Here is a 22,511-nt window from a genome sequence, read left to right as displayed (position 1 = left end):
CCGCCGCCGTTCTTCACGAACGTCATGATCGCGGTCTTCTCCGCGGTCGTGAAGAGCGTGTTGGGCTCGGGCAGCACCAGCGTGTCGAAGTTCGACAGGTCGGTGGCCGAGGTACCGCCGTACGTCAGCTTGGAGCCCGAAGGCAACGTGTCCAGGCTGTAGTCGCCGGTCTTCTGCAGGGCCACGCCCCACGAGGAGAGCGCGCCCGTCCAGTCGGTCTCGGAGGACGGCGAGGAGTCCTCGTTCAGCGGGTTCGGCTGGCTGGTGGAGATGATCCAGTCGGCGTTGCCCGCCGTCTCCGCGTGGCCGTTGTCGAACAGGACGCGATGGGTGGTGGCCGCGTGCGCGGGGGCGGCGGTGGTCGTCTGGAGCGCGGCTCCCGTGAGCAGCACGCCGAGCGCGGTGAGGGCGACGGCGAGTCTGTGGCGGGGCCTTGTGGGGGTGAGCATCCGGCATTCCTCCATGGGTGGGGGCGGGGGAAGGGGCGGTGCGGGGCGCCGATCTGCGCGCGTAGAACGGCCGTTGAACGACTGCCGTCCGACACAACGGTGGACAGTACAGACATGATCAAGGCCGCCGGGAGACCCTGCCGCGACTTATCATCAACCTCTTACCTTGCGCCACAACCGGGGCAGAATTCCGGCCAGTTGACGACTCGCGCGGTGACTGACCCCGGCAGTCGCCCGGTGATCCGTCAGGACGCGTCGACCAGCCAGGGCCTGACCTGCTTGCGCGCCTCGTGCAGCCGGGACTTGAGCGTGCCGAGCGGAATGCCGACGCGCTCGGCGACCTCGGCGTACTCCAGCTGGCAGATGTCCCGGTAGACCAACGGCGCCACCAGATGCGGGTGTTCGCGCTCCAGGCGTTCCAGCGCCTCCAGGAGGTCGATGCGGGATCCGGCGATCACGCTCGTGGTGCGCGGGTCGACGTGCTGCGAGGCGTCGATGACGTCCGGCTGTTCGGCGGCCCGCCGCTTCAGCTCGCGGTACTTCTGACGGGCGCAGTTGGCGACGACCGTGTAGAGCCAGGTGCTGAACCGGCTGCGCCCCTCGAATGAGGTGATCTTCCGCGCCACCTGGAGGAGGACGTCCTGCGCCGCCTCCTCGGCGTCCTCGCGACAGGGCAGGAAGCGCCCGCAGCGCCGCACGACCTCCGGTCGGATCCCCTGGAGCAGCAGGTCAAGGGATTCCGGATCGCCCGAGGCCGCATGCAACGCGAGCTCCTCGGTCGCCGCCGCGTCCTGCACTGGGTGCTCCCCTCGGTGTCGATCAGAGGCCAGGCATCATAGTTGCATGGACTGCCTCGGCCTGTTCTCGGGCGGCACGGGAGGCTTCCTGGCCCAACGGCCCTGAGAGCGGCCGGACCGGGAGTTCAGCGTCGCGCTCCACCCCTACGGCGTGGGCGGCCCCGGCCAGCACGGCCTGTGGAAGAACCCCCGTGTCGCGAAGAACGCCAGCATCGACATCAACTACTACATCCGGCTGGCCCAGGCGGCCGAACACGCCCTGTTCGACGCCCTGTTCATCGTCGACAGCCAGTTCATCAACTCCACCTACCCGGCGCACTATCTCAACCGCCTGGAGCCGCTGACCCTGCTGTCGGCCGTCGCCACCCACACCCGGCACATCGGCCTGGTGGGCACGGCGAGTTCGACGTACAACTCGCCCTTCAACCTCGCCCGCCGGTTCGCCTCGCTCGACCACATCAGCGGCGGGCGGGCCGGCTGGAACGTCGTGACCAGCTTCGACACCGGCACTGCGCGGAACTTCGGGATCGACGAGCACCTCGACTACACCACCCGCTACGGCCGTGCCCTGGAGTTCGTGCAAGTCGCGCGGGGGCTGTGGGACTCCTACGAGGACGACGCGTTCCCGGCCGACGTCGAGCGGGGCGTGTTCCTCGACCCGGCCAAGCTGCACGACCTCGACCATGCGGGCGAGCACTTCAAGATCGCGGGGCCGCTGAACCTCTCCCGCTCCCCGCAGGGCCAGCCGGTGATCTTCCAGGCCGGGGTGTCCGAGGAGGGCCGTGATCTCGCCGCGCGAGTCGCCGAGGGCGTCTTCGCGCCCGGGGGCATCCTGGAGCAGGCGCGGGGCTACTACGCCGACATCAAGAAGCGCACCGCCGCCTACGGCCGCGACCCCGACCACGTCAAGATCCTCATCCACGGCGGCCCGGTCGTCGCCGCCACCGACGAAGCGGCCCGCCATCGCGAGCGGGAGATCTTCGAGGAGGACGACGACTTCGACCGCAACCTGGCTCTGCTGGGCCGTTCCTTCGGGGCGTACGACTTCAGCGCGCACGACCTGGACGCGCCCTTCCCGGAGGTCGCCCACCGCGCCGAGAAGGGCGGGCGCACGGGTGCCGCGCAGCTCAGGCCAAGGTCGCCGGTGCCGCCGCCACAGCCGGCAGCTGGGACGACGAGCTCGACGTACGCACCGCGTGCCCCGCCCACCGGGGCACGCTCACCCAGGACCCCCAGGTACGGCGCGGATCGCTCGACGACGCGATACCGGACGCGGTGCTCACCGCGGCCCACGACAGCGCAGCCGCCGTCCCGGCCCTGCTCCTCATCGGCGACGCCGATCCTCTCGCCGACCACGAGGCGCTCGCGCACACGGCGAAGTCACTGCCCCGTGCCCGCCTTTCGGTCGTCCACGGCGCCCACCACGATGTCCTGAACGACCTCCAGCACCGCTCGGTGGCGGCCGAGGTCGTCACCTTCCTGGAAACGCTGCGCAACGAACTGCGGCCGCTGATCACGGTGCGGTCGAGCACCTGGGGAGCAACCGCCCGCCCGCTCGGTACTTGTGAACCCCGATCCCGGAAGGTCCCGTCATGGCCTCGATCCTGTCCGTCTCCGGAAGCCCCTCCCCCACCTCCCGCACCACACGACTACTGCGTCACCTCGACGACCGGCTCCGTCTCCAGGGCCACGACGTGACCCCGCTGGAGGTGCGCACCCTCCCCGCGCAGGCGCTGCTCGGCGCCGACTTCCAGCATCCGGCGATCGCCTCCGCCAGGGCCCTGTTCGAACAGGCGGACGGGGTGGTGATCGGCACGCCCGTGTACAAGGCCGCCTACTCGGGCCTGCTCAAGTCGCTCCTCGACCTGCTCCCACAGTACGCGCTGACCGGAAAGACGGTGCTGCCCCTGGCCACCGGTGGCAGCACGGCCCATGTCCTGGCCATCGACTACGCGTTGCGTCCGGTGCTGGGTTCCAGGGGCGCCTCGCACATCGTGCCCGGCTGGTTCACGCTCGACAAGGACGTCACCGTCGGCGACGACGGCACACTGACCGTCGCGCCCGCTGCCGCCACGGCACTGGAGCAGGTCACGGACCACTTCTCCGCCGCGCTGGGAGGCCGCACGACCGCACTCGCGCCCACGGGGTGATCCGATACCGAATACCGAAATCACCATCGACGACGGCCAGTTGGCCCGGTCTCGCCCCAACTCCTACGAGCGACTGCGCCTCCTCAACGTCTCGCGCGTCCGGGCCGTCGACCCCGATACCGACGGGGGCCTCGACATCGCCGTCGAGTTCCCGCCCACCGGCGAGCGGCAGGTGCTGCCCGCCGACGTGCTCGTGCTCGCCACCGGCTACCGGCCCCGAGACCTCGCTCCACTGCTCGGCGAGGCGGCCAAGCTCTGCCTCAGGGACGACGGGGACGCGATTCGCGTGGGCCGGGACCACCGGGTCGAGACGGCGCCGGAGGTGACCGCCGGCCTCTACCTCCAGGGCGGAACCGAGCACACCCACGGACTGACCAGCACCCTGCTGTCGACCGTCGCGGTCCGGGCGGACGAGATCCACCGTTCCGCGCCGACCGGGCGGACCGCGGACTGACCCCACCAGAACCCCCCGGGGCCCCGGACCGCACGATTCCGTCCGGGCCCTGAGGTTCACCTCCGAACACGCCCCAGGTCCTGCATCCGGGCGTCAGTACGGCCCATGGGTCCAGCGGCCGTCCGTCATCGTGGCGTGCACGGGCATCGTGCGCAGCGTGTGCGTGTCGGCCTTCAGCGGGTCCACGTCCACGACCACCAGGTCGGCGGGGTCACCGACCCTGATGAGCCGGCGCCCGCGGGCCGCCGCGACGAGCGCGTCCGGGACGGACAGGCGCTGCTCCGGGTGCCACGCGGGGCGCTCGTCATCGGTACGGCTGACGGCCGACGCGATGGCGAGCCAGGGGTCGAGCGGCGAGACCGGGGCGTCCGAACCGAACTCCAGACGAGCCCCGGCGGCCAGCAGATCGGCGTAGGCGAAGGCCCGCTCGGTGCGCCCGACCCAGTGCCGGTCCGCCACATCACGGTCGTCCGTCGCGTGCCGGGGCTGCACCCCAGCCGTCACGCCCAACCGCGCGAATCTCGGGAGGTCTTCGGGGCTCAGCAACTGCGCGTGCTCGATCCGGCCGCGGCAGCGCACCGCCTCGAAGGCGTCCAGGGCCACGGTGTTGGCACGGTCACCGATGGCATGCACCGCTGGTTCGACTCCGTGCGCGGCGGCGCGCCGCATGAGCCGCACCAGCTCCTGTGGTGACGTCTCCTCGATACCGTGGGAACCGTCCGTGCCCGCCAGCCCCGGATAGGGATCGCGGCACAGGGCGGTACGGGTGTTGAGCGAGCCGTCGGTGAAGAGCTTCAGCGGGCCCACCCGCAGCAGCCCTCCACCCACACCGAGTTCGGCTCCCGTGCGCAGTCCGCGCTCCACTGCCGCGTCCAGGCGGCTCGGGTAGACGGCGGCCGCCACCCGCACGGCGGGCGGGGACTCGGCCGAGCGCCGCTCCCAGTCCACGACCGTGTCGCCGTACTGGAAGTCGATGACACCGGTGACCCCGCGCGCGGCGGCGGCCTCGCAGGCGTCCGCGATCCAGCCGTCGACCACCTCGGCCGGCGCCGCCGGGAGGGCGGACAGGACCTCGTGGCACTCGTGTTCCCTGACCAGGCCGCTGGGATGGTCGCCCCGGCCGACCAGCGCGAGGCAGGCGGAGTTCAGCCATGCGGCATGCAGATCGGCGCTGACCAGGGCGACCGGCCGGTCGGGCAGGACCGCGTCGAGCAGCCGCTTGTGCGGGGCGTCGGGCCACAGCCCGTCCCGGAACCCGTACCCGAAGAGCACCGTGCCGTCGGACGCCCCGCGTTCCCGCACGATGTCGGCCACCGCCCGCGCGGAGGCGGTGCCGGACAGGTCGAGCCGGTGACGGGCGCTCGCCCACTCGCTCATGTGGACATGGGCGTCCCACAAGCCCGGCAGCAGCACCCGTCCCTCCAGATCGAGGACCCGCTCACCGCCGGCCGGCATCGCTCGCCCCCCGGTGCCCTCCTCCGCGACGACATGGGTGACTCTGCCGCCCGCCACCCGCAGGCGGGCGAGCGGTCCACCCGCGCCGAGCCGCACCCGGTCGAGTATCAGCGCGGTCGCCGGGGGCAGGTCTCCTCCTGGGAGCCCGCGCCGAGCGCTTACGAAGTCCGCCATAAAGCCTCCATCTGCGACGTACCTCTCTGATCCTCCCCCGTCCTGCGCGTGCTCGGCTGCCGACGTGACCGGTAGGCTTCAACTGCCCGACCGTTGCCAGGAGCAGCAACCTGTCCAAGGACAGCGGCCACAGCGCCGCGCTCGTGGCATCCGCCCCGCCCTGGAGAGCAAATGCCCGCTGGTGAACAGATGCCAGGCCATCTCGACCGTGGTCGAACCCACCGGCTCACGGGCTTTCCGGCGGGCCGTCCATGCTGAGGGGTCCCCTCGATCGGATCGGCCGCTACCGTCTGGACCGGCGTCTCGGCGCGGGTGGCTTCGGCGTCGTCTGGCTCGCCCACGACGAGGTGCTCGAGGCCGTCGTAGCCCTGAAGGTACTGTCCGACAACTGGGCCGACCACCTCGACGTCCGCGAACGTTTCCTCTCCGAGGCCCGGCTGCTGCGCAAGGCCGACTCGAACCGGGTCGTCCAGGTCTACGACATCGGTGAACTCCCCGACGGCAGGCCCTACTTCGTCATGGAGTACGCCGACGGAGGCACCCTCGCCGACCGGATCGAGGCCGGGCCACTGCCCATCGCCGAGGCACTGCGCCTGACGGCCCTCGCGGCGCGGGGCGCGGCCGCGCTGCACGAGGCCGGGATCGTGCACCGCGACATCAAACCGTCCAACATACTGCTGCGCACCTCGTCCGGCGGCGCCAACCGCGTCCTGCTCGCCGACCTCGGGCTCGCCAAGAGCCTGGCGCAGGCCTCCGGGCTGACGATGGCGGCGGGTTCCGCGGGCTACACCCCGCCCGAGCAGGCCCAGCCCGGTTCGGGCATCGACGCGCGGGCCGATGTGTACAGCCTCGGCGCCCTGGGCTACCACCTGGTCACGGGGTCGGTCCCCGGGCCGCCCGGCAAGGTCGTACGACCCGAGCGCCTCCGTACGGATCTGGCCCCGGACGTGCAGCGGGCGCTGCTGCGCGCCATGGAACCCGACCGCGAGCGCCGCTGGCCCACGGCGCTGAGCCTGGCCGTGGAGTTGGAACGACTGGCCGAACAGGTGTCGATGGGGGCGGTCCGCGTGCCCCGGCGCCGTCGGCGGACCGTACTGGTGGCCGTGGCCGCCGCGGTCGTGGTCGGCGCGGCCGGTGTGACCGCCGCGCTCGTGACCCGGCGGTCCGACGCCCTGCCCGTGACGGTCGAGGACGCCTCCGGACAGGTCTCGGTCGAGGTTCCGCACGGGTGGGGCCGTCAACTGCGCGACTCCGGGTGGAATCCGCGGACCGTGGGACTGCCGGACACGCACGAGCCGGGTCTCGCCGTCGCGGACGACCTGGCGAAGTGGCAGAACCTGCGCTCGGGCGTGGACGGGGTGTTCGTCGGCCTGAGTGAACACGGCGACGTGCGCGGCAGGGTCGGGGCGATCGCCCACACCGACTGCCACTACGAGGGCAGCCGCACCTATACGGGCACGCGCTGGCACGGGCTGGTCCGGACCTGGAACGCCTGTCCGGGCAGCCATGGCTCGCTCACGGAGGCGGGGCTCACCTCGGCGGGCTCGGCGGGCTCGGCGGGCGGGAACCAGCAGCCACAGCTGTACGTCCAGATCCGCCAGACCGCCGGCAACGCCACGACGACCGACCGGGTACTCGGCTCCATACGGGCCGGAGACTGACGAGCGGGAGACTGACGAGCGGGAGACTGACGAGCGGCGCCGGGGCCCGCGAGGCCCGGATCACGGTCGCCGTTCCGGGATCCGCGGAAATCGCGCATCCGGTCCGCGAACTTTTTCGCGTGCCCGAGCATCGGACACTGGTGACGGAGCACAGAGCACAGAGCGCCGTTCGCACGCCGAGTCAGCGCGCGTGCGGTGAATTCCAAGGAGTGTTGACATGGCGACCTTCCGGCCCGGCGACGCGGTTCCCGTCCGCCGCCCGTCCTCCCCCACCCACAGGGCAGCGCTGGTCGCGGGTGTCGCGCTGCTCAGCCTGCTCACGGCCTGCGGCACCGACCACGGCGCCGCCAGTCCTCCGCAGAAGCTCTCCGGCACGGCCGAGCCGGCCTCCGGCGACAAGACCACGGACACCACCGGTACGGGCGCCGCCCCGACCGGATCCTCCACGCCCTCGGCAGCGGCCTCGAACTCGTCGTCGACCTCGAACTCGTCCTCGACCGGGAGCGGCTCGTCCGGCAGTACCCGGTGCCACACCTCGGAACTGCGCGCGACGGTCGGCGCCAACAATCCGGGCGCCGGTCAGGAGAACTTCCCCGTCGTCCTCACCAACATCTCCCACCGCACCTGCACCCTGCGCGGCTTCCCCGGGGCGGCTTTCGTCAACGCGTCGGGCAAGCAGCTCGGGCCCGACCCGAAGCGTTCCTCCGGTACGCCGACGACGGTCACGCTGACGCCGGGGCGGAGCGCGTGGGCGGGGCTGACGTTCTCCAATCCGGAGATCAGCGGCGCGAAGACGGCGACACCCGCCACGCTGATCGTCACGCCGCCCGACGAGCGGGACCCGCTCAAGGTGGCGTGGCAGGGGGGCGAGGTACCGGTGTCCGGAAACGCCTCCTCGGTGTCCCTGACGGTCGTCCAGTCAGGCACCGGTGCCTGACCCCACCCGTCCCGCTCTCCGCCGGCCCGCTTTCCTCCGCCCCGCCATCAGTCACGAAGACGGCGGGGCGGGGAACTGCTGCGGGCGTACCGAGTTGTAGCGAGCGCCGGCGAGGTCGGCGAGGTCGGCGACGAGGACTCGCTCCCCAAGGCTCCCCCCTCAGTCGCCGGGAACGGTTTGTCACGGAACAGCAACACGTGCCGATCCCGGCGACCTTTCCCGACGATCCACGCATCACACCGTTTGACGCACCCCACAGAGCGGCGCGTCACAGGAACGGAAGCTCCCGCCCGCGGGTGGGAGCCGGATCAAGGACATCGGGGGTTCAACATGACCGGCATCTCACGCAGGCATCTGCTGGCCGCGACGGCAACCGCGGGCGCACTGGGCGGCCTGGGCTCGCTCTCCGCCTGCTCGGCGAACGACTGGTCCGTGGGCAGCAGCGGCAAGGGGGACACGAGCGGCAAGTCCCCCAAGCCGAAGCTGATCGGCGACGGCTCCACCGCAGACACCGGGGCCCAGCCCAAGCAGCCGAAGGCCGAGCGGCTGAAGCCGGGCGAGCGCCCGCCGCAGTTCGTGGTCTTCTCCTGGGACGGCGCGGGCGAGCTCAGCAACAAGCTGTTCTCCCGCTTCCGTAAGGTCGCCGCCGACCACGGCGCCTCGATGACGTTCTTCCTCAGCGGCATCTACACGCTGCCCGAGTCGAAGAAGCACCTCTACAGCCCGCCCCAGCACCCCGTGGGCGCCTCCGCGATCGGCTACCTCTCCGACCGGCACATCCACTCCACGATCCAGCAGATCCGGTCCGCGTGGCTGGAGGGCCACGAGATCGGCACCCACTTCAACGGCCACTTCTGCGGCGCGGACGGGGTGCGCCGCTGGTCCCCCGCCGAGTGGCGCAGTGAGATCGCGCAGGCGAAGAAGTTCGTCACCGAGTGGAAGACCAACACCGGCTTCACCGACCTCGAACCGTTCCCCTTCGACTACGAGAAGGAGCTGATCGGCGGCCGCGCCCCGTGCCTTGAGGGCCAGTCCAACCTGCTGCCGACCGCCGCCGCCCTCGGCTGGAAGTACGACGCGAGCAGCCCCGGCGGCCTGCAGATGTGGCCCGGCAAGGTCCAGGGCGGCAAGGTCTGGGACTTCCCGTTGCAGTCCATACCCTTCCCCGGCCACTCCTTCCAGGTCCTGTCGATGGACTACAACCTGATGGCCAACCAGTCCCACGCCAACCCGCTCGGGGACAAGTCCATGTACGACGCCTGGCGTACCCAGGCCCGCGACAGTTACCTCGCCGGCTTCCGTCGCGCCTACGAGAGCAACCGCGCCCCCTTCTTCATCGGCAACCACTTCGAACGCTGGAACGGGGGGATATACATGGACGCGGTCGAGCAGGCCATCGAGCAGATCGCCGGGCACGACGACGTGCGCCTGGTCTCCTTCCGCCAGCTCGTCCAGTGGCTGGAGGCCCAGGACCCGGCCGTACTGCGCAAGCTGCGCACCCTCAACCCCGGGCAGTCGCCCCTCGGCGGCTGGGCGGAGTTCCTGGGCACGGCGGCTTCGCAGTCGGCCACGGCGAGTTCCTGACGACTCGGACGTCGGCTACAACTCCGCACACGACCGCGGCCGGGCGCGCGTGGCCTGGCCGCGGTCGATATGACAGTCCCGGACGGTCAGCGGTGGCCGCCCTGGCCGCCGCCGTCTCCGTAACCGCCGTAACCCCCGTAACCGCCATACCCATAACCGCCGTAGCCGCCGTAGCCGCCGTAGCCATATCCGTAGTCGTACCCGGGTGCGCCGTGTTGTCCGCTCGGTGGCGCGCAGTAGTAGTACGGGGAGCAGGTGTGGGCGGGTGACGAAGCCGAGGGCGCGGGCGTCGAGGGCTTGGCCGAGGGCTGGGGCGACGACTTGGGGACGGTCGGCGACGGAGACTTCGACGGCTCGGGAGAGGCCTGCCCCGACGATGTCTTCGTCTGTCCGGCGGAGTCCCAGTTGACCGCCTCCATCTGGAGCGAGGGCGACGAGGTGTCCATCGCCCAGTGCTGGTCGGACTCCTCCTTGCGGACCTTGAGGACCAAGGACGCCTCGCCCTTGGTGGAGGCGGGGGTGAGGGCCAGGTCCTGGTTCCAACGGGGAACCACCGTGCCCTGGAGGGTGAAGTCGTAGCGCACGTTCTTGGTGCCCGGTTGCGACTCGCCGGTGCAGGGCGCCAGTTGGACCGAGTAGCCGAGGTGGGAGTCGAGGCAGAGGTCGGGGGCGGCCAGGTCGCGCAGCAGTCCGTCGTCCTCGTACGACCATTCCTGGCTCGCCGCCGAGGAGCACGGCGTGAGCGCGGTCTCCACGCCCTTCGCGGGCTCGTTGCCCACGATGCCGATGCACAGCCCGGTCTCGGTGTTGCGCAGCCGGCCGTGCACGCCGCCCTTCGACGTGGCGCCGGCGCCTATCCAGGACGGGTTCGACCCGGGCGCCTTGGCCGGGCCCGAACTGGGCGAGCCCGAGGGTCCGGCGCCATCGGCCATGCCGGGTGCGCCGTCCGAGTTCTGGGTGACCCACAGGACCAGCGGGACCAGGATCATTCCGCTCACGGTCAGCGCGGCCAGCGCGATGTTGTTGCGGCGCGGGGCGCGGCGGGAGGAGCGCCGGGGCGCCTTGTGCGCCGGCGGGCGGGAGTCACCGGAAGCGCGGCTGCGCGGCGCGGGGCGCGGGGGCTCGCTCGGAACGAGGGGCGCGTGGCTGGGAAGGGGAGGGATTCTGTGCGCGGCCGGGACGGTGTCCGGGACGTCCGTCACTTCCACGATCGCGTCGACGCGTCCGGGGCGGGAGTCGAGGTAGGCCGCGGCGCCCCAGCCGAGCAGGGCCTCGGCCAGCGGCAGCGCGAGGTCGCCGTTGAACCGGCTCAACTGGTCGGCGGTGTGACGGCAGTGCCGGCACCGGCCCATGTGCCTGCTCAGATCGGCGTCGAGGTCGCCACCGCCGCGGCGCAGGGACACGTCGAGCATCCGGTGGAAGCGGCGGCACTCCTCCTCCGGGGCCAGTTCGCGGTGGATCTCCAGACAGCCCTCGCGCAGGCGTTCCCGGGCCCGCCGCAGTTCCACCAGGGCGTCGTCGTCGCCGACGCCCAACAGCCCGGCCGGTACGGCGAGTTGCTCGGCCTCGACCTCGGTGTGCCACAGCAGACAGCGGGCGGGCTCGGGAAGCCGCTGGAACGCGCGGGACAACTGCCGTCTGTTCTCCGGCGGCAGAAGCCGCGCCATGACCCGGTCGCGGCTGTCGGAATCGGCCAGCAATTCGGGATGGAGCATCTCCCGCCGTTGGTCCCCGAGCCATTCGGCGGTCATACGCCGTACGGTGACCAGCAACTGCGGCCGCCAGGCGGCCGTCGGCCCGGTCTGCCGCAGCGATTCGCCGAACAGCCGGGTGAAAGCGGCCGTGGTGAGCATTCCGGCGGGACGCACACCGTTGGTACACAGCCGCGCGTAGGCGAAGACCGCTTCCCAGTGGCGGTCCAGGAGTTCCCCGACGGGATGGTGCGCGGGCGTGTTCCCCGAGCTCTTCTTCAGGTCCGCCGCGAGCCGCTCATCCGAAACTTCGAACAAGCGACCGGGCGTTGGGGAATGAGACAGCGCTGCGTCATTCACGTCCGCTTTCCTCCCAAAGGTAACGCAGGAATTAGTCCATACCAATGGGTATGTAGCCCGTCCGCCGAAGCGGAGGGACTACCCATGGGGGGTTTGTTACCGCAATCGCCCCCGGCAGCTCTTTTGAAGCGAGGGGCGCGCGGGCACGCCGTGCGCGCGCAGAAGGAAGCGAATTGTCTGCACGCCAACAAGGCACACCTTTGCACAGCGCGCCGAGCCGAAACAAGAGATCTCGTCACCTTCCCCTTTCCGTGGAGCGCGGACGGATTGACCGAACGTCAGCCGAGGTCTCCACAAAGGAAATTCAGAATCCCCTACAACCATCGGCCGAGCAGCCCTACACAAGCCCCCGACCAGGCCTCCGGAGGCCGGAAAGGCCTTCACCGACCCGTTGACGGCCTGGCATGCCCATGCAATGCTCCACATTGGGAGCGCTCCCATACTCCGTCGTCCACCTCTCGTGGCCGCGGCACAGGATTCACTTCACCGCTGGGAGCCGCTCATGTCCGCATTCCCGTTGCCCCGCCGCCGCCAAAGACACCTGGCGGCAGCCTTGCTCGCGGGGACCTTACTCGTCGGCGGCCTGGCGACCGCCCCCTCCGCGACGGGGCTCTCCACCGCCGCCACGGCGACAACCGCCGTACGGGTCAACCAAGTCGGCTATCTGCCGGACGGTCCCAAGCGCGCGACCGTGGTCACCTCCGCCGCGCGGCCGCTCACCTGGCGGCTGCGCGCCGCCTCGGGCAGGGTGGTCGCCTCGGGGTCGACCGTCGGCCGGGGCACGGACGCGGCCTCCGGGCAGCCGACCCAGGTCGCCGACTTCTCCTCGTACGCACGGACCGGTTCGGGCTACGTTCTGACGGTCGACGGAATGGTCAGCGACCCCTTCGACATTCGCGCGGATCTCTACGACGGGCTGCGCTCCGACGCGCTCGCCTTCTTCTATCACCAGCGCAGCGGCATACCGATCGAAGCCTCCCTGGTGGGTTCCGCCTATGCGCGGCCCGCCGGGCATCTTGGAGTCGCACCCAATCAGGGCGACACGAACGTGCCCTGTCAGTCCGGGGTGTGCGACTACACGCAGGACGTCAGGGGCGGTTGGTACGACGCGGGAGACCAGGGTAAATACGTCGTGAACGGCGGCATTTCCACCTGGCTGCTCGTCAATTCCTTCGAACGGGCGAAGCGAGCGGGCACCGCGTCCGCGCTCGGCGACTCGACGCTGCGCGTTCCCGAGCGCGGCAACGGCGTTCCCGACGTCCTGGACGAGGCGCGCTGGGAGCTCGACTTCCTGATGCGGATGCAGGTGCCGGACGGCAGACCGTACGCGGGAATGGCGTTCCACAAAGTCCACGACGCCGCCTGGACCGGGCTGCCGACCCGGCCCGAACAGGACGCCCAGCCGCGTGAGCTCCACCCGCCGTCCACCGCCGCCACCCTCAACCTGGCGGCGACGGCGGCCCAGTGTGCCCGTGTCTTTGGGCCTTACGACACCGCGTTCGCGAACCGGTGTCTGACCGCCGCCCGCACGGCCTGGACGGCGGCGCGGGCCAACCCGGCGATGTACGCGCCGGATGCGGACAGCACCGGCGGTGGGGCGTACGGCGACACCCAGGTCACCGACGAGTTCTACTGGGCGGCCGCCGAGTTGTACGCCACGACCGGCGAGCGCGCCTACCGGGACGCGGTGACCTCCTCGCCCTGGCACACCGCCGCGAACGCCTTCACGCCCGGCGGCTTCAGCTGGGCCGACACCGCCGCGCTGGGCAGGCTGACGCTGGCGACCGTGCGCACCGCACTGCCCGCGGCCGACCTCGGGCGGGTGCGCACCTCGGTGACCGCCGCCGCGGACGGCTATCTGTCCACCATGGCCGGGCAGGGATACGCCGTCCCGCTCCCCGCCACCGGGTACGTCTGGGGCTCCAACAGCGCGGTCACCGACAACGCGATCGTCATGGCCACCGCCCAGGAACTGACCGGGGACCCGCGCTACCGCGCCGGCGTGCTGGAGTCGATGGACTACCTGCTGGGCCGCAACGCCCTGGGCCAGTCGTACGTGACCGGATACGGGGAGCGGTACTCCGACAACCAGCACCACCGCTTCTGGGCGCACCAGTACGACCCCTCGCTGCCGCACCCGCCGGCGGGCTCCCTCGCGGGCGGGCCCAACAGCGCTCTGCAGGACCCGGTCGCGCAGGAGCACCTGCCCGGTTGCGCGCCCCAGGCCTGCTACATCGACGACATCGGCTCGTACTCGACGAACGAGGTGGCCATCAACTGGAACGCGCCACTGGCGTGGCTGGCCGCCTACGCCGCCGAGGACGACTGCGCGGGAGGCCGCTCGGGGCGCCTCAGCTGAGCGCGCTTCCCGCCCGCCACTGGGTCCAGCTCATGTTCCAGCCATTGAGGCCGTTGTCGGGCCGCACGGTGTCGTCGTGGGAGTTGACCACTTCCACGACGTCACCGATCAGCGAGTTCTCGTAGAACCAGTGGGCGGGCGTTCCGGTGTCCTTCGCGCCCTGGGTGTCGTGCAGGCCGACACAGCCGTGGCTGACGTTCTGCGCGCCGAAGGTCGCGGCGGACGACCAGTAGTTGCCGTGCACGAAGGTGCCGGAGGTGGTCAGGCGCATGGCGTGCGGGACGTCGGGGATGTCGTACTCGCCGCCGAAGCCGACGGTGGAGCCGTCCATGCGGGTCTGCAGATACTTCTCCGAGATCACCATCCTGCCGTTCCAGGTGGTGTGTTCGGGCGCTCCGGAGGTGATGGGGATCGTGCGCACCGCGCGGCCGTCACGTCGTACGACCATGGTCTTCTTGTCCGCGTCGACCAGGCTGGTCTGGTTGCGGCCGACGGTGAAGGTGACGTCCTTGTGCTGGACGCCGTAGCGGCCGCTCGCGCCCTCGACGCCGCGCAGCCGCAGGGCGAGGGTGACCTTGGTGCCCGCGGGCCAGTAGTTCTCGGGGCGGAAGTCGAGCCGGGTGTCGCCGAACCAGTGGGCGGCGATCTCGACTCCCGCCGTGGAGGTCACCGTCACCGCCTGCTCGACCGCCTTCTTGTCGGTGACGGCGTGATTGAAGTTGAGCGAGACCGGCATGCCCACGCCCACGGTCGAGCCGTCCTCGGGGGTGAAGTAGCCGACGAGGGTGGCCTCGGGGGCGATGGTGGTGAAGGTGGTGTTGGCCAGCGCCTCGCGGCCGTTCTTGTCGGTGGCGACGGCACGGACCGAGTACTTGGTGGACGGGGAGAGCCTGCCGGACGGTGTCCAGCGGGTGCGGTCGGCGGAGAAGCCGCCGGACACCCGGGTGCCGTCCTCGGCCGTGACCGTCACCGAGGTGAGGCTGCCGCTGCGGACGGAGACGGAGAGCGCGCCCTCGACCGCCGTGTTCGCCGCGCCGGTCCTGGGCGCGACCGTGACACGCGCGGTGGAAATGGCCGACGCGGAAGCCGAGTCGGACGTCTTCTTCGGCTCGGACTTGCCGGACGTACAGGCGCTGACCACACCCGCGCCGATGACGGCGAGGACGGAGCGTCTGCCCAGCCGCCGGGCGGTCGCTGTCCGGGAGGTGCGGCGGCTGTGATCGTCGTTCACGCGGGAATCCCTTTTCCGTGCGGGTCGGCCCCGCGCACCGGCGCGAGGCCCGACCATCTTCACTTGAACTCTAAAGGATCTTATTTAAGCTTCAAGTAAAGCGAACCTGTGTGGACTCAGCGCCCCGCCGCGCGTCAGTGCCCACTGATCGCGTGGGGCGTGTACGACTCCTCCAGCTGTTCGATCTCCTTCTCCGAGAGCTCCACGTCGAGGGCGGCCACCGCGTCGTCGACGTGTCCCACCTTGGTGGCACCGATGATGGGCGCGGTCACGGTGCTCTGGCGCAGCAGCCAGGCGAGGGCGATCCGGGCACGCGGAATGTCACGCTCGGCGGCGATCCGGGCGACGGCGTCGACGATCTCGCGGTCGCCCGGCTGGTAGAGCCTCTTGCCGTACTCGTCGGTGCGGCTGCGCCCGGTGGTGACGTCCCAGTCACGGGTGAGCCGGCCGCGGGCGAGCGGGCTCCAGGGCAGTACGCCGACGCCCTGGTCCGCACAGAGCGGCAGCATCTCGCGCTCCTCCTCTCGGTAGAGGAGGTTGTAGTGGTTCTGCATGGACACGAACCGCGTCCAGCCGTTCAGCCGGGCCGTGTACTGGGCCTTGGATAACTGCCACGCGTACATCGAACTCGCCCCGATGTAACGCGCCTTGCCCGCCTTGACCACGTCGTGCAGGGCCTCCATCGTCTCCTCGACGGGAGTGGCGGGGTCGAAGCGGTGGATCTGGTAGAGGTCCACGTAGTCGGTGCCCAGGCGGCGCAGGCTGTTGTCGATCTCCGTCATGACGGCCTTGCGGGACAGGCCGCGCGCGTTGGGGCCGTCGTGCATCGCACCGTTCACCTTGGTCGCGATGACGATCTCGTCGCGGCGCGCGAACTCCGCCAGCGCGCGGCCGACGATCTCCTCGCTCGTGCCGTCGGAGTACACGTTCGCCGTGTCGAAGAAGGTGATCCCGGCGTCCAGCGCGCGGCGGATCAGGGGGCGGGCACCCTCGTCGTCGAGCGTCCACTCGTGGGGCCCCCGGTCGGGCAGCCCGAAACTCATGCAGCCCAGGCAGATCCGGGACACGTCCAGGCCCGTCGAACCGAGCTTCACGTACTGCATGTTCACTCCTGCTTTCCGTGGGGTGGAAGGGCTCCCGCCGACCCGGCCGCGGCGAGCCGCCGACAAGAGCTCCGGGGAAGCCATTCCCGATCGCCGTTCGCTTAGTCGCGAGGGCGCGGCGCAGTACGTGCCGCCGAGGAGTTCGTACGACGGTCGGCGGGCCCGGGTGGATTCCGTGACGGCATGGATGCGGATCGCGGTCTGAGCTGTGGTGATGCCTCGGACGTATCACCGGATGCGAAACAGGTCTTGGACCCGGACCGCTTCCCGTGCGCAGGGTGGAATCACCGCCCCGGTGCCGCATCGGGGCGGACCCTGTTCGTCTTGTCGAAGGAATGCACCATGCGCGTATTCGTCACCGGCGCGACCGGATTCATCGGTTCCGCCGTCGTCCGTGAACTCCTCGAAGCGGGGCATCAGGTCGTCGGCCTCGCCCGCTCGGACGCCGCCGCCTCGGCGCTGACGGCCGTCGGCGCCGAGGCGCGCCGCGGCTCCCTCGACGATCCGGACAGCCTGCACGAGGGTGCCGCCGCGGCGGACGGCGTCATCCATCTGGCCTTCCACCACGACTTCTCGGACTACGTCGCCAGCGGCAAGCTGGACCTGCGTGCCGTCGAGGCTCTCGGAGCGGCGCTCGAAGGGACCGGCAAGCCGCTCGTGGTGACCTCGGGAACGCTGATGCTCACCATGATGGCGCCAGGTCGCCTCGGGACCGAGGAGATCGCGCCCGATCCCGGGTCGCAGGCACCGCGGATCGCATCGGAGAGCGCGGCCATGGCCCTGGCCGCGCGCGGGGTGCGCGCTTCGGTCGTGCGGCTTTCACCGACCGTGCACGGCGAGGGCGACAAGGGCTTCGTCCCGAGCCTGATCGCCATCGCCCGCGAGACCGGCGTGTCGGCCTTCGTCGGCGACGGGTCGAACCGCTGGCCGGCCGTGCACCGGCTCGATGCGGCGCACCTGTTCCGGCTGGCGGTGGAAGGCGCCCCGGCCGGCTCGATCCTGCACGGGGCCGCCGAAGAGGGTGTGCCCTTGCGTGACATCGCCGAGGTCATCGGACGCAGGTTGAAGCTGCCGGTCGCCGGGATCACGGTCGAGGACGCGAGCCGGCACTTCGGCTTTCTCGCCGCCGCCGTGCCGCTCGACAACCCGACCTCGAGCGTCCTGACCCGGAAGCTGCTCGGATGGCGTCCCGAGCACCCCGCACTCGTCCCGGACCTCGAAGCGGGCCACTACTTCAACGACTGAGCGAGCCGCTCGAGCGGCTCGAACCCGGCGACTTCATCACCCATCCGTGCGGGCCGGGATGCGCCGCCCGGGACCGTCGTGTCCCATGAAGTCAGGATCTTCCCACCGGTGGAACCCCGTCCCCGGCCATTCCCTCTAGCAGGGCGACGAGGAGGTCGGCATGGAAGACGGCCCCCAGACGGTGAGCGGCAGACCCACACGGCAGTTCGTGCCCGCGTCGCCTGCCGCCTCGCCCGAGGTGTGGCGGTGGCGGGCCGAGTTGAAGCGGGCGCTGCCCGCGCTGTGGCTGTTCGCCGCCGCGCGGCTGACGGGCGTGGTCATGGTGACCGTCTGGTCGCTGCACCTGGGCCGGCACCCGCGCAACGTGCTCGGTCTGGAATGGGACGGCGGCTGGTACTGGCACATCGCCCGGTACGGCTACGGCACGATCGTCGCCGCCAAGTCCGGCCACGGGGTCATCTACAACGACCTGGCGTTCTTCCCGCTCTTCCCCGGACTGATCCACGGCCTGAACACGGTCCTGCCGATCGGCCCGGTCAACGCGGCGCTCGTCATCTCCTGGATCGCCGCCGCCGTGGCCGCCTGGGGCGTGTACGCGGTCGGCGAGCTGCTGCACGGACGGCGGGTCGGCCTGGCGCTCGCGGCACTGTGGGCGCTGCTGCCGCACGCCGTCGTGCTGACCATGGCGTACACCGAGTCCCTCATGACGGCCTTCGCCGCCTGGGCGCTCTACGCGGCGCTGACCCACCGCTGGCTGACCGCCGGGACGCTGGCCGCGCTGGCCGGGCTGTGCCGCCCCAACGGTTTCACCGTGGCCGCCGCCGTCATCACGGCCGCCGCCGCCCATCTCTGGCAGCGCCGCCGCGACGGGAGACCCACGGTCCCGCGCGCCTGGGTGGCCATGCTCCTGGCGCCCGTCGGGTGGCTCGGGTACGTCGTCTGGGTGGGGCTGCGCACACACGACCTGACCGGCTACTTCCGGGTGCAGAGTCTGTGGGGATCACGTTTCGACTTCGGTCACTACACCGCGCACATGTTCAAGCACCTGGTCGTCGGGCACGACACCCTGGTCGTCTACCTCTCCGCCGGAATCGTCCTCGGCTGCCTCCTGCTGTTCGTCCTCGGCGTCCTGGACCGACAGCCGCTGCCGCTTCTCGTGTACTCGGGGATTCTCCTCGTCATCGCCCTCGGCGACGCCCACTTCTTCACGAGCAGACCCCGCCTGCTGCTGCCCGCCTTCCCCCTGCTGCTGCCGTTCGCCCTCTCCCTGGTCCGCGCCCAACGGCGCACGGTCGTCGTCCTGCTCATCGGCCTGGCCGGTTTCTCCCTCTTCTACGGCACCTATCTGCTGACCATTTCCCACGAGGCCCTGTGACAGCCGGTGCGGCGAGGTCCGTATCATCCGAGGAGTCATGCCGAGCCCACACGATCACGCGGGTCCACCGGGACGGGACTCCCGCCTCGCAGCGACGCGTTTGTCCGTCCTCGACCGCTCGCGCACCCGCGAGGGGCACGACGCCGCCGAGGCCCTGCGGGACACCGTGCGTCTGGCCCAGGAGCTGGAAGGGCTCGGATACCACCGGATCTGGGTTTCGGAGCACCATGGCGTGCCCGGGGTCGCCGGGTCCGCGCCCACCGTGCTGGCCGCCGCGGTCGCCGCCGCCACCCGGACGATCCGGGTCGGTACCGGCGGGGTGATGCTGCCCAATCACCAGCCCCTGATCGTGGCCGAGCAGTTCGGTGTGCTCGAGTCCCTGTTCCCCGGGCGGATCGACATGGGGCTCGGGCGTTCGGTCGGCTTCACGGACGGGGTGCGCAGGGCGCTGGGGCGGGACAAGGACGTCGCCGACGACTTCGCGGGGCAGCTCGACGAGCTGCTCGGCTGGTTCCGCGGCCCGTCGCCGGCGGGGGTGCACGCGCGCCCCTCGGAGGGGCTGTCCGTGCCGCCCTTCGTGCTCGCCCTGAACGAGGGCGCCACGATCGCGGCGCGCGCGGGTCTGCCCCTGGTCATCGGGGACATCCGGAACCGGGAGAAGATGCGGCGCGGGATCGACCACTACCGCGCGACGTTCCGCCCCTCCGTCTGGGCGGCGGAGCCGTACGTCGTCGTCTCCGGCGCCGTCGCGGTCGCGAAGACCCCGGAGGAGGCGATGCGGCTGCTCCTGCCCGAGGCCTGGTCGATGGCGTACGCCCGCACGCACGGCACCTTCCCGCCGCTGCCGCCCGCCGAGCGGGTCGAGGACCTTCCGATGAACGGCAAGGAGCGGCATTTCTACGAGTCGGCGCTCGCGGGGCAGATCGCGGGCACCGAGAAACAGGTCGAGCACGAGCTGGCGATGTTGATCGAGGAGACCGGCGCGCAGGAGGTGCTGGTCACGACCAGTACGTACGACCGCGGGGCCCTGCTGGACTCCTTCCGGAGGCTCGCCCGGGTCGCGGGACTGACCGCGGCCTAGAATCGTGGGGTTTGCCCCGAGCCCCCCGCCAGGAGTCCCGTCGATGTCCGACCCGCACCGCCGCCACGACGCGTACGTCCGTGTGCGGGGCGCCCGCGAGCACAATCTCCAGGGCGTGGACGTCGACATTCCGCGCGATGTCCTCGTGGTCTTCACCGGGGTCTCGGGCTCGGGCAAGTCCTCGCTGGCGTTCGGCACGATCTACGCGGAGGCCCAGCGGCGCTACTTCGAGTCGGTGGCGCCGTATGCGCGACGGCTGATCCACCAGGTCGGGGCGCCGAAGGTGGGGGACATCACCGGGCTGCCGCCCGCGGTCTCGCTCCAGCAGCGCCGTTCGGCGCCCACCTCGCGCTCGTCCGTGGGCACGGTCACCAACCTCTCCAACTCCCTGCGGATGCTGTTCTCGCGCGCGGGCGACTATCCGCGGGGCGCCGAACGCCTCGACTCGGACGCCTTCTCGCCGAACACGGCCGCCGGGGCCTGCCCGGAGTGTCACGGTCTCGGCCGGGTCCACCGTACGACCGAGGAGTCGCTGGTCCCGGACCCGTCGCTGTCGATCCGCGCGGGCGCGATCGCCGCGTGGCCCGGTGCCTGGCAGGGCAAGAACCTGCGCGACGTCCTCGATGCGCTGGGGTACGACGTGGACCGGCCGTGGCGCGAGCTGCCCGCGGAGCAGCGGGAGTGGATCCTGTTCACGGACGAGCAGCCGGTCGTCACCGTGCATCCGGTGCGGGACGCGGACCGGATCCAACGCCCCTACCAGGGCACGTACATGAGCGCCCGGCGCTACGTCATGAAGACGTTCTCCGATTCGAAGAGCCCGACGCTGCGGGCCAGGGCCGAGCGGTTCCTGACCAGCGCTCCGTGCCCGGTGTGCGGCGGCGGCCGGCTGCGTCCCGAGGCGCTGGCGGTGACCTTCGCGGGCCGTACGATCGCCGAACTGGCGGCGCTGCCGCTGTCCGAGCTGGCCGGGACCCTGGAGCCCCGGGGAGAGACGGCCCGCGTCCTCACCGACGACCTGAGGGCGCGGATCGCCCCCGTCGTCGAACTCGGCCTCGGTTACCTCAGCCTCGACCGGGCCACCCCGACCCTCTCCGCGGGCGAGTTGCAACGACTGCGGCTGGCCACGCAGTTGCGCTCCGGTCTGTTCGGTGTCGTGTACGTCCTCGACGAACCGTCCGCGGGTCTGCACCCGGCGGACACGGAGGCCCTGCTCACGGTCCTGGACCGGCTGAAGGCGGCGGGCAACTCGGTGTTCGTGGTCGAGCACCATCTGGACGTCGTACGGGGTGCCGACTGGCTCGTCGACGTCGGTCCGCGGGCGGGTGAGCACGGCGGGCGGGTGCTGCACAGCGGTCCGGTGGCGGAGCTGGCCGGGGTGGAGGAATCGGCGACGGCCCGCTTCCTCTTCGACCGCTCCCCCGCGCTGGAACGCGAAGTCCGTCCCGCGCGAGGCCAGTTGAGGGTGGGGCCGGTGAGCCGCCACAATCTGCGCGGGGTGAGCGCCGCGTTCCCGCTCGGTGTGTTCACCGCCGTCACGGGCGTCTCCGGCTCGGGCAAGTCCACCCTCATCGGCGAGGTGACGGAGGAGCTGGAGGGGGTGGGACGGCTCGTCTCCGTCGACCAGAAGCCCATCGGCCGTACCCCGCGTTCGAATCTCGCCACGTACACGGGCCTCTTCGACGTCGTGCGCAAGGTCTTCGCCGGGGCGGAGGAGGCGCGAAGGCGTGACTACGGGGTGGGGCGCTTCTCCTTCAACGTCGCGGGCGGGCGCTGCGAGACCTGCCAGGGCGAGGGGTTCGTGAGTGTGGAGCTGCTCTTCCTGCCGAGCACCTACGCTCCCTGTCCGGACTGCGGTGGGGCGCGCTACAACCCCGAGACGCTCGAAGTGACCTACCGCGGACGGAACATCGCGCAGGTCCTGGACATGACGGTGGAGGCCGCGGCGGAGTTCTTCACCGACACCCCGCCCGTCGCCCGCAGCCTCGCCACGCTCCTCGACGTGGGTCTGGGCTATCTGCGACTCGGCCAGCCCGCCACGGAGTTGTCCGGTGGCGAGGCCCAGCGCATCAAGCTGGCCAGTGAGTTGCAGCGGGTCCGCCGGGGGCACACCCTCTATCTCCTCGACGAGCCGACGACCGGGCTGCACCCCGCCGATGTCGAGGTGCTGATGCGCCAGTTGCACGGCCTGGTCGACGCGGGACACACCGTCGTGGTCGTCGAGCACGACATGTCGGTGGTCGCGGGCGCGGACTGGGTGATCGACCTGGGTCCTGGCGGCGGGGACGCGGGCGGCCGGATCGTGGCCGCGGGGCCCCCGGCCGAGGTGGCGCGGGCGCAGGGGAGCACGACGGCTCCGTACCTCACCCGGGCACTGGCTCGGGGCCGGTAGACCCGTACCGCCG

The 22,511-nt window shown here is 71.1% G+C and carries 16 protein-coding genes and 2 pseudogenes; 12 read left to right on the top strand and 6 right to left on the bottom strand.

Features of this window, described 5'->3' with window-relative positions:
* Window positions 1-449: pseudogene (locus ACFZDJ_RS44180) on the bottom strand (hydrolase); the annotation flags it as partial.
* 245 nt (window positions 450-694) lie between these two features.
* Window positions 695-1,246 carry a sigma-70 family RNA polymerase sigma factor gene (locus tag ACFZDJ_RS44175; RefSeq protein WP_390937016.1) on the bottom strand — a complete coding sequence of 184 codons (552 nt, stop codon included), beginning with the start codon at window positions 1,244-1,246 and terminating at the stop codon, window positions 695-697.
* A gap of 151 nt (window positions 1,247-1,397) precedes the next feature.
* Between ACFZDJ_RS44175 and ACFZDJ_RS44170 the strand changes: the two genes are divergently transcribed.
* The 4 genes and pseudogenes from ACFZDJ_RS44170 to ACFZDJ_RS44155 all read left to right on the top strand — a co-directional run.
* Window positions 1,398-2,681 carry an NtaA/DmoA family FMN-dependent monooxygenase gene (locus ACFZDJ_RS44170; protein WP_391067808.1) on the top strand — a complete coding sequence of 428 codons (1,284 nt, stop codon included), beginning with the start codon at window positions 1,398-1,400 and terminating at the stop codon, window positions 2,679-2,681.
* Window positions 2,564-2,944 carry a hypothetical protein gene (locus ACFZDJ_RS44165; protein WP_390937043.1) on the top strand — a complete coding sequence of 127 codons (381 nt, stop codon included), beginning with the start codon at window positions 2,564-2,566 and terminating at the stop codon, window positions 2,942-2,944. The genes ACFZDJ_RS44170 and ACFZDJ_RS44165 overlap by 118 nt, the downstream gene beginning before the upstream one ends.
* On the top strand, window positions 2,839-3,396 hold the full coding sequence (gene ssuE, locus ACFZDJ_RS44160) for an NADPH-dependent FMN reductase (protein ID WP_390937012.1): 558 nt from the start codon (window positions 2,839-2,841) through the stop codon (window positions 3,394-3,396). The genes ACFZDJ_RS44165 and ssuE overlap by 106 nt, the downstream gene beginning before the upstream one ends.
* A gap of 64 nt (window positions 3,397-3,460) precedes the next feature.
* A pseudogene (locus ACFZDJ_RS44155) lies at window positions 3,461-3,850 on the top strand (L-lysine 6-monooxygenase); the annotation flags it as partial.
* A 93-nt stretch (window positions 3,851-3,943) separates the two neighbouring features.
* Here ACFZDJ_RS44155 and ACFZDJ_RS44150 read toward each other — a convergent pair.
* Complete coding sequence (locus tag ACFZDJ_RS44150; RefSeq protein ID WP_391067805.1) at window positions 3,944-5,479, bottom strand: amidohydrolase family protein; 1,536 nt, start codon at window positions 5,477-5,479, stop codon at window positions 3,944-3,946.
* Window positions 5,480-5,730: 251 nt separating this feature from the next.
* On the opposite strand from ACFZDJ_RS44150, the gene ACFZDJ_RS44145 reads away from it, so the two are divergent.
* From ACFZDJ_RS44145 to ACFZDJ_RS44135, 3 genes are all read left to right on the top strand, one after another.
* Entirely contained in the window at window positions 5,731-7,140 is a 1,410-nt protein-coding gene (locus tag ACFZDJ_RS44145; protein ID WP_391067802.1) for a protein kinase, read from the top strand.
* Between the two features lie 217 nt (window positions 7,141-7,357).
* A complete protein-coding gene (locus ACFZDJ_RS44140) occupies window positions 7,358-8,077 on the top strand; it encodes a DUF4232 domain-containing protein (protein WP_391067799.1) in 720 nt (239 codons plus the stop codon).
* 330 nt (window positions 8,078-8,407) lie between these two features.
* Window positions 8,408-9,661, top strand: a complete 1,254-nt coding sequence (locus ACFZDJ_RS44135) for a hypothetical protein (protein ID WP_248297244.1) — start codon at window positions 8,408-8,410, stop codon at window positions 9,659-9,661.
* Between the two features lie 86 nt (window positions 9,662-9,747).
* Here the strand turns inward: ACFZDJ_RS44135 and ACFZDJ_RS44130 are convergent, their stop codons facing one another.
* A complete protein-coding gene (locus ACFZDJ_RS44130; RefSeq protein ID WP_391067797.1) occupies window positions 9,748-11,670 on the bottom strand; it encodes a ricin-type beta-trefoil lectin domain protein in 1,923 nt (640 codons plus the stop codon).
* 544 nt (window positions 11,671-12,214) lie between these two features.
* Between ACFZDJ_RS44130 and ACFZDJ_RS44125 the strand changes: the two genes are divergently transcribed.
* Window positions 12,215-14,071 (top strand): glycoside hydrolase family 9 protein, encoded by a 1,857-nt coding sequence (locus tag ACFZDJ_RS44125; protein ID WP_391067794.1) that lies wholly within the window; start codon window positions 12,215-12,217, stop codon window positions 14,069-14,071.
* Here ACFZDJ_RS44125 and ACFZDJ_RS44120 read toward each other — a convergent pair.
* Window positions 14,064-15,302 carry an Ig-like domain-containing protein gene (locus tag ACFZDJ_RS44120; RefSeq protein ID WP_391067791.1) on the bottom strand — a complete coding sequence of 413 codons (1,239 nt, stop codon included), beginning with the start codon at window positions 15,300-15,302 and terminating at the stop codon, window positions 14,064-14,066. The two genes, ACFZDJ_RS44125 and ACFZDJ_RS44120, sit on opposite strands and share 8 nt — an antisense overlap.
* A gap of 134 nt (window positions 15,303-15,436) precedes the next feature.
* Complete coding sequence (locus tag ACFZDJ_RS44115; RefSeq protein WP_391067788.1) at window positions 15,437-16,405, bottom strand: aldo/keto reductase; 969 nt, start codon at window positions 16,403-16,405, stop codon at window positions 15,437-15,439.
* 342 nt (window positions 16,406-16,747) lie between these two features.
* Between ACFZDJ_RS44115 and ACFZDJ_RS44110 the strand changes: the two genes are divergently transcribed.
* From ACFZDJ_RS44110 to ACFZDJ_RS44095, 4 genes are all read left to right on the top strand, one after another.
* Window positions 16,748-17,650 (top strand): NAD-dependent epimerase/dehydratase family protein, encoded by a 903-nt coding sequence (locus ACFZDJ_RS44110; protein ID WP_391067785.1) that lies wholly within the window; start codon window positions 16,748-16,750, stop codon window positions 17,648-17,650.
* 160 nt (window positions 17,651-17,810) lie between these two features.
* Entirely contained in the window at window positions 17,811-19,025 is a 1,215-nt protein-coding gene (locus ACFZDJ_RS44105; RefSeq protein WP_391067783.1) for a glycosyltransferase family 39 protein, read from the top strand.
* Between the two features lie 37 nt (window positions 19,026-19,062).
* A complete protein-coding gene (locus ACFZDJ_RS44100; RefSeq protein WP_391067780.1) occupies window positions 19,063-20,106 on the top strand; it encodes an MsnO8 family LLM class oxidoreductase in 1,044 nt (347 codons plus the stop codon).
* A 43-nt stretch (window positions 20,107-20,149) separates the two neighbouring features.
* Complete coding sequence (locus ACFZDJ_RS44095) at window positions 20,150-22,498, top strand: ATP-binding cassette domain-containing protein (RefSeq protein WP_391067777.1); 2,349 nt, start codon at window positions 20,150-20,152, stop codon at window positions 22,496-22,498.
* The last annotated feature ends 13 nt before the right edge of the window (window positions 22,499-22,511 follow it).

Source organism: Streptomyces sp. NPDC007896 (genome assembly GCF_042959425.1).
Taxonomy (GTDB): Bacteria; Actinomycetota; Actinomycetes; order Streptomycetales; family Streptomycetaceae; genus Streptomyces.
Note: the sequence above shows the minus strand (reverse complement) of the source record. Positions and strands in the feature narration are given on the sequence as shown.